14 protein-coding genes and 1 pseudogene are annotated in these 13,365 nt (G+C 58.6%); 1 reads left to right on the top strand and 14 read right to left on the bottom strand.

Annotated features, from left to right (window positions below; translation table 11 throughout):
• The first annotated feature begins 2 nt into the window (after positions 1–2).
• Entirely contained in the window at positions 3–539 is a 537-nt protein-coding gene (locus E3O56_RS18225) for a MerR family transcriptional regulator (protein WP_236648006.1), read from the top strand.
• 110 nt (positions 540–649) lie between these two features.
• Here E3O56_RS18225 and E3O56_RS18220 read toward each other — a convergent pair whose 3' ends face one another.
• The 14 genes and pseudogenes from E3O56_RS18220 to cydB all read right to left on the bottom strand — a co-directional run bounded on the left by E3O56_RS18220 (position 650) and on the right by cydB (position 13,352).
• Positions 650–2,509: a calcium-binding protein gene (locus tag E3O56_RS18220; RefSeq protein ID WP_248128676.1), complete on the bottom strand. Its 1,860-nt coding sequence runs from the start codon at positions 2,507–2,509 to the stop codon at positions 650–652.
• A 388-nt stretch (positions 2,510–2,897) separates the two neighbouring features.
• The gene (locus E3O56_RS18215; RefSeq protein WP_032875543.1) at positions 2,898–3,524 is read right to left on the bottom strand and encodes a hypothetical protein; all 627 of its coding nucleotides are present in this window, start codon (positions 3,522–3,524) and stop codon (positions 2,898–2,900) included.
• Entirely contained in the window at positions 3,524–4,222 is a 699-nt protein-coding gene (locus E3O56_RS18210) for a hypothetical protein (protein ID WP_148854365.1), read from the bottom strand. Before E3O56_RS18210 ends, E3O56_RS18215 begins: the two co-directional genes overlap by 1 nt.
• Positions 4,223–4,277: 55 nt before the next feature.
• Complete coding sequence (gene pstB / locus E3O56_RS18205) at positions 4,278–5,039, bottom strand: phosphate ABC transporter ATP-binding protein PstB (RefSeq protein ID WP_019817112.1); 762 nt, start codon at positions 5,037–5,039, stop codon at positions 4,278–4,280.
• 76 nt (positions 5,040–5,115) lie between these two features.
• Positions 5,116–6,009, bottom strand: coding sequence for a phosphate ABC transporter permease PstA (pstA, locus tag E3O56_RS18200; protein WP_005788134.1), 894 nt, complete (start codon positions 6,007–6,009; stop codon positions 5,116–5,118).
• Positions 6,006–6,974: a phosphate ABC transporter permease subunit PstC gene (pstC, locus tag E3O56_RS18195; protein ID WP_005788132.1), complete on the bottom strand. Its 969-nt coding sequence runs from the start codon at positions 6,972–6,974 to the stop codon at positions 6,006–6,008. Before pstC ends, pstA begins: the two co-directional genes overlap by 4 nt.
• A gap of 75 nt (positions 6,975–7,049) precedes the next feature.
• Positions 7,050–8,081, bottom strand: coding sequence for a phosphate ABC transporter substrate-binding protein PstS (gene pstS, locus E3O56_RS18190; protein WP_005788130.1), 1,032 nt, complete (start codon positions 8,079–8,081; stop codon positions 7,050–7,052).
• Between the two features lie 222 nt (positions 8,082–8,303).
• Positions 8,304–8,600 carry a hypothetical protein gene (locus E3O56_RS18185; protein WP_032875547.1) on the bottom strand — a complete coding sequence of 99 codons (297 nt, stop codon included), beginning with the start codon at positions 8,598–8,600 and terminating at the stop codon, positions 8,304–8,306.
• A 27-nt stretch (positions 8,601–8,627) separates the two neighbouring features.
• Positions 8,628–8,918 (bottom strand): annotated as a pseudogene (locus E3O56_RS18180) (transporter); the annotation flags it as partial.
• Positions 8,919–9,024: 106 nt separating this feature from the next.
• Positions 9,025–10,443 (bottom strand): OprD family outer membrane porin, encoded by a 1,419-nt coding sequence (locus E3O56_RS18175; protein ID WP_103734437.1) that lies wholly within the window; start codon positions 10,441–10,443, stop codon positions 9,025–9,027.
• A 119-nt stretch (positions 10,444–10,562) separates the two neighbouring features.
• Entirely contained in the window at positions 10,563–11,189 is a 627-nt protein-coding gene (gene ycaC / locus E3O56_RS18170; RefSeq protein WP_003191542.1) for an isochorismate family cysteine hydrolase YcaC, read from the bottom strand.
• 63 nt (positions 11,190–11,252) lie between these two features.
• Positions 11,253–11,942, bottom strand: a complete 690-nt coding sequence (locus tag E3O56_RS18165; RefSeq protein WP_005788122.1) for an isochorismatase family protein — start codon at positions 11,940–11,942, stop codon at positions 11,253–11,255.
• Between the two features lie 248 nt (positions 11,943–12,190).
• Positions 12,191–12,349, bottom strand: coding sequence for a DUF2474 domain-containing protein (locus E3O56_RS18160; protein WP_103734436.1), 159 nt, complete (start codon positions 12,347–12,349; stop codon positions 12,191–12,193).
• Positions 12,336–13,352, bottom strand: a complete 1,017-nt coding sequence (cydB, locus tag E3O56_RS18155; protein WP_248128674.1) for a cytochrome d ubiquinol oxidase subunit II — start codon at positions 13,350–13,352, stop codon at positions 12,336–12,338. Before cydB ends, E3O56_RS18160 begins: the two co-directional genes overlap by 14 nt.
• Positions 13,353–13,365 lie beyond the last annotated feature (13 nt).

The following is a 13,365-nucleotide window of genomic DNA, read 5'->3' as shown; positions in this document are numbered from 1 at the left end:
CGGTGTTTATCCAGCCCAATCCGATTACCTTCCGGATTACGCTGCGGCTTATACTGCGGATTAAAGTCAACTTGAAGGTCAAGCAAAAAATGAAGATAGGCGAGATTGCGCGACGTACCGGCCTTGCTGCTTCAGCAATACGCTACTACGAGGAGCAAGGCCTGCTGGACGCCCCCACGCGCGACATGAACAACTATCGCTATTACAGCGAGTCCACCATTAAACGCCTGGAAGTCGTGATCCACGCGCAAAGGCTGGGGTTTTCCCTCGACACCATTCGTGGCCTTTTCCTTCATGACGGGAGCTGCTCCAAATCCCTCACTCTGGAACAGATCAATGTACGTCTGGAGGAGATACAGCAAATCGAAGCCACACTAAAAGTGCAGCGTGAGGAGTTGTTGATGCTGCAACAAACCCTTGAAGAAAGCCTTCGTACTGGCATCGCACCGGGATTGGATTGCCCGCGCAGCGCTGAGCGATCAAGGCCTGATCGAGCCGTAGTCATGCGAAGCAAGCACATGATGGCTACCGGCAAGTGAGGAAAACGCGATACTGCGGGATATAGATTGCTATAAAACGATAAGCAAGAAAAAACCCCACAGCATCAGCGATCCTGTGAGGTTTTACCGCCAACTGTACCGATGCCGCATCAAACCACGCTGATCATCTCTGCGCTCAGCTGTGCCGCATTGAACCCCACCAGGGTGACACTGCTGTCCCCCGCCAGAATCACGCTGTCACTGCCGTTCTGGGTGGTGGACCCGATTACAGCATCGGCGCTCGCAAACAACGACTTGGCGAACACCAGCAGATCATGCCCGTTCTGATGGATGTTGAAGTCGCTGATCACGTCGTGGCCGAACCCGCGCTGATCGAACACAAACAAGTCGCTGCCCACGCCACCACTGAGCTGGTCATTGCCCTGCCCGCCGATCAAAACATCATTACCGCTGGCGCCATACAGCGAGTCGTTACCCATGCCGCCCAGCAACGTGTCGTTGCCGTCACCGCCGTGCAGCAGGTCATTGCCGGCGCCACCGTCGAGCCGATCATTGCCGTTCTGGCCGAATATCAGGTCGCGTGCTGCAGTGCCTTTCAGGGTGTCGGCCAGTTGGCTACCTTCAATGGATCTGGCGTAAGCCTTGTCGGCGCCGAACAGGCCATCGAAATCCAGCTTGCCGTTGGTGACCGTATAAGACGGCGTCAGCGTCTGCCCGATACCGCTGAAGATGCCACCGATAACAGGCAGTTGACCGAGCGTGTTGGCAAGGCCCGTTTCGAACTCGACATGCTCTACGCCATGCAGTTCTTTAAGGCCGTATTGGCCGCTGCTATCGTTCAAAAACAACGTACCGTCGCTCAGTTTCACGGCTTCGTAGGCGGACGCCGTACCTTTGAGAAAGACTTTGTCATCGCCTGCACCGCCAGCAACGATATCGGTACCGGTACTGACCCGGAAACTGTCGTTACCACTGAACCCGTCGAGGAAGTCATCGCTGCGACCATCCTGCAGCTTGTCTGCACTGTCGGTGCCCAGCAGGAAGGCCGGTGTACCGTAATGGTTGGAGGTGGCGGTCTGTTTGTCGCTGACCCAGGTGAAGCTGCGGCTGATCGCGTCGAGGTTGCTGATCACGATGGTGCTATCGCGCTCGATGTAATCGTAGAACGTCGACTGGGCGATGCGCTGGATGGGGTTGATAAAAATACCTTCGAGGTGCGCGGCCCATCCTGACAAGTTGGCGATGGAAAACGGACCGTTGGGCCAGGTTGGCAGGGCGTAGATCGTATCGAACAGCACGATATTGTCGGTCGTCGAGGTGTAACTGGCGTCACTCCCCTGAAGAGCGTCGATGATGGCGCTTCCCACGTTGGTTTCCTGACCGGTGAGGCGGTGCACCACATCGTTTTCAAAACCGAAGTTGTAGATTCCGTCGCTGTTGCTGGACTTGGGTGACTCCATGCCAAAGTAGTCCGAATCCTTGAAGAAACCGTCTGCCAGCGTGTCTTTGCCGATATACATGCTGTTAGTGACTGAGCCGCCCTGGCTGTAGCCGGTTACCAGCACATCCTTGCCGCTCAGGTTGTGGCCTATCGCGTAATCCTTGATTGAATTGAGCAGGTACTCATAGCCGTTGATATACGAGTTATCGATCATGGCCGGCCAGCCCAGCAGATCAGTCAGGGAGTTGGTGCCGGCAATGGAAAACCCCATTTTCAGCAATTGACCACTGTCATCGTATTGACCAAACACCCTGGCCTGGGAACCGAACACGCCATCGCCGGTGAAGCTTGCGGTGATATCGGTGTGACTGCTATCAACGCTCAGTTCATTGGCGCCGATTTCACGCCAGCCTTTGGGCAATGCAAAGGTGTTGCCCTCCCCCAGTACCGCCCCTGGAAGGTTGTAGAGCGCGCCTACGGTCGCGACACCGCTGGTGTAAGTGGCGAGGTTCCAGGCATCTGAAATCAGCACACGGGCATCTTGACCCTTGTAATCGAATATAGCCATGTCAGTACTCCTTGAGCCCAGCGATCAACACCGAAGTCGACGGTAATAACTGATACGTCGGGCTAAACAATATGCATTGAAGTTGTTGTTGTGCATTCTGTTCAGGCTGCTTCTTTTCTTAATATCGACTTTGACCATTAAGGAAGCTTGTCAACATTAGCGTAGAAACATTGCCGTACATCGACCGACTATCGGATTGTAAGGAGCTGTTATTAAGCCCCCATACAAAAAAAGCGCCGGGAGCGCTATTTAACAAACAATAAGTGGGCGTTTGTTTTTTACGTGACTAATGGGTCAGGACTAATTAAACCCGCCGCGCGCGTTATGGATGACTTACTCAACCCAATAACGATCCAATATCAAATAGCGATGCAGATAACACTCGCCCTCAGGAAGAAAAAACTTCAGCACCTTGTCGCGCCGGCTTTTGATATCGGGGCACTTGCTGCCTGGCCAATTGCGCCTGCACGCCCGCGACAGCTTCAAGTACTCTCTGCGCCCACTGCCCATCCTGCGGGTCAACCACGACCACACGAAAGCCATGTTCATGACCTTCTATGCGCACGCCCTCGGAATCATCCACGTGTAAATCGATATCGAAGGCCGACGGAAGCTTCGACGGCGTGTTCAACAGCCCGCGCGCGTTGAGGGCTTGGTTATGCACGACGCTGTTCACCACGCCATCGACGCGTATGCCGTACAGCATCAGCCAACGCCTGATATACGAAGGCGCCCGGCCTGACGAGGTGTAAACCCAGATGCTGCACCCCTGACGCCGTAGCTCCCGGGTCAGGGAGCGGGTGCCGACACGCAGCGGCTCGCCCCACCAGCGATGGACGCAGGCCGGCAACCAGCTGCTTTCCACGGGGGAATGATCAAGTTGGCAGGCCAGGGTGTCGTCGATATCAAACGAGATCCGTACGCGTGGTCGGGTGAGCAGACGCGTGGACAGGGCTTGAACGAGTAGGTTGGCGGACGTTCGGCATTTGCCCGCAAAGGTTTGATACCTGCTCATCATTGGCCTCCCTGATAGATTGGCTGCGGTGTGTCGCTCAAGAAAAACACACCCGGATCAGGCGCTTGTTCCTCCAGGAACGCGGCGTACTTTTTCTTGATCTTGGGCAATTCATACAGGGCCTTCACCCCATGTTTGGCCGAGTTGCGGATCACCGAGGAGGGGTTGAAGTAGCCTTCGGCGTTTTCGAGTGTCAGCACGAACGGCGGCAACCCTGCACGCATCAGCAGGTAGCTGACGATCAGCGAGCCACTGCGGTTATTACCTTCGATGAACAATTGCGGTTTGCTGAGGATGCGTACATACACACCTGCTGCACGCTTCCACACCGATTCACTGCGGTAGGCGCAGTACCAATTGAACAAGTCCTTGATGCCACCCTCAACGTTGTTGAAGAAGTGCTCCTCGGTTGCGGCCAGGTGTTGCGCGTATTCCAGGCGGCGTGCCGGATCTCGACCACAGAGCACCGTGGCGTTGATCTCCAGCATCAGGTCAAGGTGGTGCAGATCAAACAGGTCCACGCCCTGGGCGACGTAGTCGTCAACCAGCGCATAACCTGCAAGCACATTCTCCAACACCTCGTCCGTCAGCGGGTCCCGCGGCTCGGTAAACTGCGTGCTGAGCTGGGCAAAGCGGCTCTGCACCTTACGCAGGGCGCGTTCAATCGCTGGCAAATCTAGACGATGCGTTACAGGCATTGGCATTCCCGAGAAGACGTTGGCGCAGGTGCGGCTGTTATCGAACATGGATGGCTCAGCTGAACTTGCCGCTGATGTAATCCTCGGTCATCTGCTCACGCGGGCTGCCGAAAATCTGCGCAGTCGGGCCCATTTCCACCAGGTAGCCAGTGCGCGTGCCTTGGGAAATATCCACCGAGAAAAACGCCGTGGTGTCTGCTACGCGGATGGCCTGCTGCATGTTGTGGGTCACCAGTGCGATGGTGTAGTCCTTCTTCAATTCCACCATCAGCTCCTCCACCCGGCGGGTCGCGATGGGGTCGAGGGCCGAACACGGCTCATCGAGCAACAGCACTTCCGGCTCGGTGGCGATGGCGCGGGCGATACACAACCGCTGCTGCTGACCACCAGAGAGCGACAAGCCACTGACCTTGAGCTTGTCCTTGACCTCATCCCACAGCGCCGCGCCTTGCAGGGCGTGCTTGACGCGGTCGCCCAGGTCGCCTTTGTAGCGATTCAGGCGCAGGCCGAACGCGACGTTGTCGAAGATGCTCATGGAAAACGGGTTGGGCTGCTGGAACACCATGCCGATATAGCGGCGTACCACCACCGGGTCGACGCCCTTGCCATACACGTCCTGGCCGAGGAAATGCACGTGGCCCTCGAAGCGAAAGCCCTTCACCAAATCGTTCATGCGGTTGAGGCTGCGCAGCACAGTACTTTTGCCGCAGCCCGACGGGCCGATAAACCCGGTGATCTTGTTTTTTTCAATCGGCACATGGCTGTCACGCACCGCCATGAAGTTGCCGTAGAAAATCCTGTCCAGCTTGCAGTCCATGACCACAGGCGACTGGGTGACAAACGGAGCGGCTATTTGCGCAGTTGAGACGTTCAAAATTCAGATGCTCCCGTTCTTAATACTTGGGCTTGCCGAAGATACGGCTGACAATATTGACAACCAGCACAATCATCACCAACACCAACGAGGCCGCCCAGGCGAGCTCAAGCTGGTTGTCGAACGGCATGCCGGAGAAGTTGTAGATCAGCACCGCCAGCGAGGCCGTGGGGTTCATGACCGCGAGGTCGCCGTCGTGGTAGATCCAGTAGTTGCTGAACAGCGCGGTAAACAGCAGCGGCGCGGTCTCACCGGCAGCACGGGCCACGGCGAGCATCACGCCGGTGAGGATCGCCGGCAGGCCGGTCGGCAAAATGATCTTCCAGATCACCTGCGAGCGCGTACAGCCCATGCCGTAGGCGGCGTCCTTCATGATTTTGGGCACCATGCGCATCGACTCTTCGGCGGTGAGCACCACGATCGGCAGCATCAGTACCGCCAGGGCTACACCGCCCGCCGGCGCCGAGTAAGTACCGGTGGTCATGACCACCAGAGCGTAGGCGAACACCCCGGCCAGGATCGACGGCAGGCCCGTGAGCATCTTGGCGGCAAAGCGCGCAGTGTTCGCCAATTTGCTATCCGGCCCCAGTTCGGCCAGGAAGATCGCCGCCATGATGCCGACCGGCACCGCGATGGCAGCAGCAATGCCGACCATCACAAAGGTGCCTGCCATGGCGTTGCCGAAACCGCCGCCGGTTTCGAAGCCGGTGGGCGGCAGTTCGGTAAACACTTCCAGGCTCAGGCGTGCGCCACCACGGGTGATCAGCATGTAGAGCACGGAAATCAGCGGCACACTGGCCAGCAGCGCGCCCAGCCAGACCAGCGTTGTCAACACCAGGCTGCGCAGGGCGCGGCCTTCGAACTTGCGCTGCAGGCTGGGCACCGCGGTGATTGGGGACGTGAGGTCAGTCATTGTTTAGTACCGCGCTGGGCGTAGAGCATGATCATGGAACCGATGACGTTCACCAGCAGCGTGATAAACATCAGCACGAGCGCGGCGTACATCAACACCTCGATCTCATTCGGCCCGGCTTCGGGAAAGTTCAGCGCCAACAAGGCCGCCAAGGTATTGGCCGGCGCAAACAGCGACAGTGAGATGTTGTTGGCGTTGCCCACCAACATCGCCAGCGCCATGGTTTCACCCAGCGCGCGGCCGAGGCCGAGCACCAGCGAACCGAAAATACCGGTGGCGGCAGAAGGCACCATCACCTTGAGAATCGCCTCCCAATGGGTAGTCCCCATACCGTAGGCAGCCTGCTTGGTTTTCATCGGCACGCTGGTCAGGGCGTCCTGGGACACGGCGGCAATCGTCGGCAGAATCATGATCGCCAATACCAGCGCCGCAGGCAGCAACCCTGGCCCGCTCAAGGAGGTGCCGAAAAACGGGATCCAGCCCAGTTCACTGTTCAACCAGGTGGTCAGTGGCCGGATCGCCGGGATCACCACGTAGATGCCCCACAGGCCATACACCACGCTGGGGATGGCCGCGAGCAATTCAACGATGGTGCGAAACACCGCCGCCAGCTTCGCCGGCAGGAAATCCTGAGTCAGGAAAATCGCCATGCTGACGCCGAAAACCCCTGCAATCAGCAGCGCAATCAGGGCGCTATAGAGCGTGCCCCAAATCGCTGGCAGGATCCCGTACTTGCCTTGGTTGACATCCCAGACACTGCCAAAAAGCACGTCGAAACCGTGCTTCTCCATGCCGGGAAGAGCCTTGCGTCCCACCTCGAATACCAAGGCTGCGACCAACGCCAGAATCAGTACCACCCCGATTCGCGCAAGCCCACGGAAGGTGCGATCGACCAGGAAGTCTTTTGCAGAGGGGGGTTGGCAGGCAGAATCCGGGTTAACCGGGACGACGAAAGGTTTGATCATGGGCGAATTCCGGAACAAGGGGGGAAACGCTCCCGGCCTGGCTGACAGCCCAGGCCAAGAGCGACCTCACGGGTGTTACTGGATGTTGGCGGAAGCTTTACGCACCTGATCGACCACCGATTGCGGCAGTGGGATGTAGCCCATCGAGTCGGCGATTTTCTGCCCCTCGGTCAAGCTGTACTCGACCATTTCGCGCATGGCCTTGGCCTTGGCCGGATTACCGTTGTCCTTGCGGAAGATCATCCAGGTGTAGGACGTGATCGGGTAGGACTTGGCACCGTCCGGATCCGGCAGCCAGGCCACCAGGCTTTCCGGCATTTTCACTGCTGCCAGGGCCTCGGCACCGCTCTCGGCGTTCGGTACCACGTACTGGCCGGCCTTGTTCTGCAACTGGGCGAAGTCGACCTTGGCCAGCTTGGCGAAGCCGTACTCGATGTAGCCAATCGCGCCTGGCGTCTGGCGTACGGTGGCCGTCACGCCATCGTTCTTGGGCGACTTGATGAATTTGTCGCTGGCAGGCCAGTTGACCGTGTTGCCCTCGCCCAGCGCCGTTTTGAATTCAGGATTGATGGTCGCCAAATGCTTGGTGAACACCGCCGTGGTGCCGCTGGAGTCTGCACGCACTACCACGGTGATCGGTGTGTCGGTCAGTTTCAGGTCCGGGTTGGCGGCGACTATCTGTGGGTCGTTCCACTTGGTGATCTTGCCCAGGAAGATATTGGAATACACATCGCGTGGCAGCTTGAGGCCCTTGGGGTTACCCGGCAGGTTATACGCCAGCACGATTTCACCCGCGGTCATCGGCAGCAATTGCACGCCTTCGGCCACCTTGGCGATGTCTTCATCCTTCATGGCCGAATCACTGGCGGCGAAATCGACGGTTTTATTCAGGAAGTCCTGCACACCGGCGCCGCTGCCCTTGGATTGGTAGTCCACGGTGACGCCAGCGGTCTTCTTGCTGAAATCCTTGAACCAGGTGAGGTAGATCGGTGCAGGGAAGCTGGCGCCGGAGCCGGTGAGACGCACGTTTTCGGCGGCGAAGGTCATGGAGGAGGCACACAAAGAAACCGTAACGGCCAGTGCTGCAGACTTCATCAAGCTTTTCATTAAAAGAACTCGTTGTGGTGACGGGCTCCCGAACTGTGCAGCAGGGTTGTTACATTTTTATGAAAATTGAATGGCGAACCGGGGTTTTGTCCCTGTTTGCCGCTACAACGATGTATTTTCGGACGATTGGTTAGTAACAAATTGCGTCTAAAATGCTGCGATCCCCTATAGCGGGGGCGCTTGCTCCTGCTGAGCTACGCAGCAGCCCCGCCCCCGCAGGGCTCATGGCTGGCGACAAATCAAGGCGGCCCCCCTGATCTCGGCGCCATCGGCCGTTTCCTTGCCATCTGCCACAGCCATGCTGTCTGCCCCAAGAACCGCCGCCTGGTTGAGCGCCCGTCGCAAGGTGTCATCCGGCCCAGCCCCCTGCACGGTGAACATTTCAATCAGTCGACACTGGTTCGAAGACGAGGCAGTGACCAGGTTGACGTTAAAACCGCGCTCGGTCAGTTGGGTGGAACACGCAGGCAATACGCTTACCGCCGCAAAGGCCAGCGTTACTAGAAAAAGATTGTGCATAGCATGACTGCCTCTAAGTATTAAGCGCTAAAACGCCTGGAGGTAACGTAGCGTCAGTTGCGTCCCTTGGGCGCGATTTTCAGCGCCACTTTCAAAATACAGGTTCGCAAAGAATGTTCGCTTGCCTTGCTGATACATCACGCCGGGTCCTATGCCTACCACTTGCTTCCTGGAGTGCTGTTGCCGATGGCCATCGATACGGTCATCGCTGATCTGCTTGAGTTGATACCCCGTCACGCCGACCCGCCAGCGTTCGGCAACAGCGTAGGACACCGCGAGGTTACTGTGGATCGCTTGGCCCGGCTGGATACTGCTGGCGTTCTGACACTGTCCGCCTCGCTGGTGGCGCAGGCCAATGCAGAGCTGATGCCCAGTACCTGAATCCATTGTGTTTGACGCATACAGCACCTTCATTGACTGCCGATTAAAAAACGTTGAATGGGTAATCCACGATCACCCGGTACTCATCGGCATTCGAGTTGCCACGGGTATTGCCCGGCGCGGTATAGCCTTGGCCGGATCGATGCGCGGCCCAGCGCAATGTAACGTTCAAGCCCTTGGCCTTGCCGCCCGGCACCGCATAACGCAGGGCGACGTCGCGTTCCCAGTGGTGCGCATCCTTGCCCGCAGCGTTATAGATGTAGCCGTAGCCGGTGCTGTTGGGGTCGACTCGCGTCAGGTCCGCTTCACCCTGGGTGTAGGAGGTGCTGAGCTGGAAGTCCGGTGCGTTGATGAAGGCCAGGCTGGTCTGATATTGGATCTTCCAGGACCTTTCACCCGGGGCATTGAAGTCGGCGTATTGCTGGGAATTGTTCAGGTACATGAACGTGCGGTCGTCCTGCACGACGTAGTCGAACGGCGTGTCGCCGTCGACCTTCTGCACACCGAGGGTCAGGCTCTGGCCTGCGCCGGACAGGGTCAGGCCGCCGGTGTAAGTATTGTTGTCGATGCGCCCCAAGTGGCTTTGGCCCTGGTCACGGGTCTTGAAGTAATGCACATACGGCGTCAGCGTGACCCCATGGTTCAACGTGAAGGGGTAGCTGACCCCAGCGTAATACTGGCTCCAGATATCGCTGAGCTGGCCGCCATACAGCGTCAGCGTAACCCCGCCCGGCGCACTGTAAACGCCGCCCAGCCAGCTCATGTGCGAACTCTCGCGCTCGGCCGCCACACCGGCCTTGTTGCCAGTGCCGTAACTGGTGGTCAGGTGGCTCTGGCCGCTCTGGTTGCGCAAGCGTGTGGAATCGACCCAGCCGGTATCGAGGGTCAGGTTTTGCAAGCTGTAGTTCTTCAGTGTCACACCGCGAAAAGTCTGCGGGACCACACGGCTCACTCCGCTGGCCACCAGTGGGTTATCCAGGTACTGGTCACCGGCCTGCACCAGGCTGCCAAAACCGCGCAGCTTGAGTGCCGCGCCCGCTGCAGAGAAGTCTGACTCCGGGGCCTTTTTCGAATCCAGCGGCAGCAAACCCGCCCCGCCACTGCCTCCACCGCCATCGAGCTTGAGACCATAGAACCCATGCACATCGACCCCCACACCAATCGGCGTGTCGGTGTAACCCGAGCGAAACGACAGGTACACACCTTGCACCCATTCACGCTGATCCAGGCGCGACGGCGTGTTGTGGTTATCGCGGCCCAGGTAGTAATTGCGCAGCAGCCCGTTGAGGGACGAGCCGCCGACAAATCCCGGCGTCACCGCCAGTTCGGCTTTCTGTCGTTCATTGATACCGGTGCTGAGGTTATCCCGTTGGCCCAAGGAGTTATCGGCCTGCACGCCCGCCGCCGAGAGTGACACCGTGAGCGATATGGAGACACGCACGATCCGCTTGAAAATAGGCATCAGCGTTGCTCCTGTGGTTGTTCAATCACCGTCACGGTCGCCGTAGTGCCCGCGCGCAAGCGGCCCTATCCCAGGAGCAAGTGCAAGCTGCCAATACATCGGCAGCCTGCATTCCAGGCTTACTTGCCTTCAGTCAACGCGTTGTAGCTGGTGAACAGGTTGCGGTAGTCAGGGATGTGGTTGGAGAACAACGTCCCCAAGCCTTCGATATCGTTGCGCCAGTCGCGGTGCAGCTCACAGGCCAGGCCAAACCAGGTCATCAGTTGCGCGCCGTTGGCCGACATGCGGGCCCAGGCCGATTGCTGGGTCAGCTCATTGAAGGTGCCGGAGGCGTCGGTAACCACAAACACCTCGAAGCCTTCCGCCAGCGCCGACAGCGCCGGGAACGCCACGCACACTTCGGTCACCACGCCGGCAATGATCAGTTGCTTCTTGCCGGTGGCCTTGATGGCCTTGACGAAGTCTTCGTTGTCCCAGGCATTGATCTGGCCGGGACGGGCGATATACGGGGCGTCCGGGAACAGCGCCTTGAGCTCGGGAACCAGCGGGCCGTTCGGGCCGGTTTCGAAACTGGTGGTCAGGATGGTCGGCAGCTTGAAGTACTTGGCCAGGTCAGCCAGGGCCAGCACGTTGTTCTTGAATTTGTCCGGGTCGATGTCGCGGACCAATGACAGCAGGCCAGCCTGATGGTCGACCAACAACACAGCGGCGTTATCTTTGTCCAAGCGAACGTAAGGTGTAGACATCGTGATACTCCTGATAAAGAAGGTGACGCCCCGAGTGGGCGCCCGGTAAAGAACCCAGCGTGTTTACTTGCGCTGTGAGTCTAGTTCTTCGTGATTGTTTGCCACTTCCTGAGCCTTGATGTAGCTCTCGATCAGCAGTTGGTAGTGCGGCATCGCCTGGGTGTAGACGTTCGCCCACTCCTGGGCATCCGGACGGTTCCACGAACCTTGCAACTCCGAGAGCGTGCCCATGATGTCGATCGGCACCGCGCCGGCTTGGGCCAGGCGCGCGATGGTCAGGTCGGTGGCCAGCCTGGAGTGGTTGCCCGAAGCATCGACCACTGCGAACACCTTGTAGCCTTCGTGCACCGCTGCGATAGACGGAAAGGCCAGGCATACGCTGGTCAGGGTGCCGGCAATCACCAGGGTCTTCTTGCCGGTGGCTTTGACGGCGGCGTGAAACTCAGGGTTATCCCAGGCGTTGATTTCGCCGCGACGGGCGACGTACTTGGCGTGGGGCGCGGCCTCGTGGATTTCCGGGATCAGCGGGCCATTGGGGCCTTGTGGAACCGAAGCGGTAGTGATGACCGGGATTTTCAACAGGGTCGCGGCCTTGGCCAACGCGATAGCGTTAGCGCGCAGTTGAGGAACATCAATGTCCTTGACGATCTGGAACAGACCACTCTGGTGGTCGATCAGCAACATGGCCGTGTCGGCGGGATCAATCGTCGGCTTTTGACCATTGAAGTTTGCAGCGTTACCTGATGCAGTCATTTGCATTTCCTCTTTGCTTGGATAAACCTCCCTGGAATGGTGTGCCGGAACAGTGCCCGGCAGTGTCTGCACTTCCTGTATAGACACGCTCCGACCGGTATCCACGACTTGCGCCTGTAGGACACCTGCGAAAAAACAATGGAGCCACCTTAATCATCAGGTTCAGGGTTAGGTAGTGGCTGAACCGGGCCGCTGCATCTCAAAAATGGAACGATGTGCCGCCCCTTCCACATTGGATCAGGCTCGCCTCAATGGCTGGTCATGCCAGCCATGTGCATCATCCAGCGCAAGCCACTCGCAAGGATGCCGAGGGCGAGCACGCTGGCGAACCAGATAGCGATCAGCCAGAACACCCGCTGGTACCAACGGCCAGCAGGCCGCGGCTTTTCACCCTTAGTGGTAGCCATCGCCAATCCTCACTTTGCCGCGGAATACGTAGTAGCTCCAGCAGGTGTACATCAGGATGATCGGCAGGATGAACAGCGTGCCGATCAGGATGAACAACTGGCTCGAAGGCGGCGATGCAGCGTCCCACAAGCTGATGGATGGCGGCACAATGTTCGGCCAGATGCTGAAGGCCAGCCCGATATACCCCAGGAACACCAGCATCAGGGTGAATACGAACGGCCAGTGCGAGTGGTGTTGGCGCAACGTTTTCAACAGCCCCACCAGTGCCAGTACGCCCAGCAGCATCAGGCCGCCAAACACCACAATGTGCGCCTGGGCAAACCAGCGCAGGGCGATTTCCGGGTGCAGCCACGGCGTCCACACGCACACCACCGCCACCACCGCCATCAGCGCGAAGGCCAAGTAGCGGCTGAACAGGCGCATGCGCGATTCGAGCATGCCTTCGGTCTTGACCAGCAACCAGGTGCTGCCCAGCAACGCGTAGGCCACCACCAACCCAACCCCGCAGAACAGCGGGAACGGCGAGAGCCAGTCGAGGCTGCCCCCGGCAAACTGGCGATTGACCACCGCAATGCCGGCGATGTAGGTGCCGATCACCACGCCCTGGCAAAAGGTCGCCAGGAACGAGCCGCCGATAAACGCCATGTCCCAGATATGCCGCTTCTGCGGGCTGGCCTTGAAGCGGAATTCAAACGCCACGCCACGAAAGATCAGCCCGGCCAGCATGAAAATCAGCGGTAGGTACAACGCCTCCAGGATCACCGAGTACGCCAGCGGAAACGCCCCATACAACGCCGCGCCGCCGAGTACCAACCACGTCTCGTTACCGTCCCATACCGGCGCCACGGTGTTCATCATCACGTCGCGCTCCTGCTCGTCCGGGATCAGCGGAAACAGGATGCCCAGGCCCAAATCGAAGCCATCCATGATCACGTACATCATCACCCCGAAGGCAATGATCACGCCCCAGATCAACGACAGGTCTATACCTACAATGCCCATGTGCAATCCCTTT

The sequence above is a fragment of the Pseudomonas sp. W2Aug9 genome (assembly GCF_023127755.1).
Taxonomy (GTDB): Bacteria; Pseudomonadota; Gammaproteobacteria; order Pseudomonadales; family Pseudomonadaceae; genus Aquipseudomonas; species Aquipseudomonas synxantha_A.
Note: the sequence above shows the minus strand (reverse complement) of the source record. Positions and strands in the feature narration are given on the sequence as shown.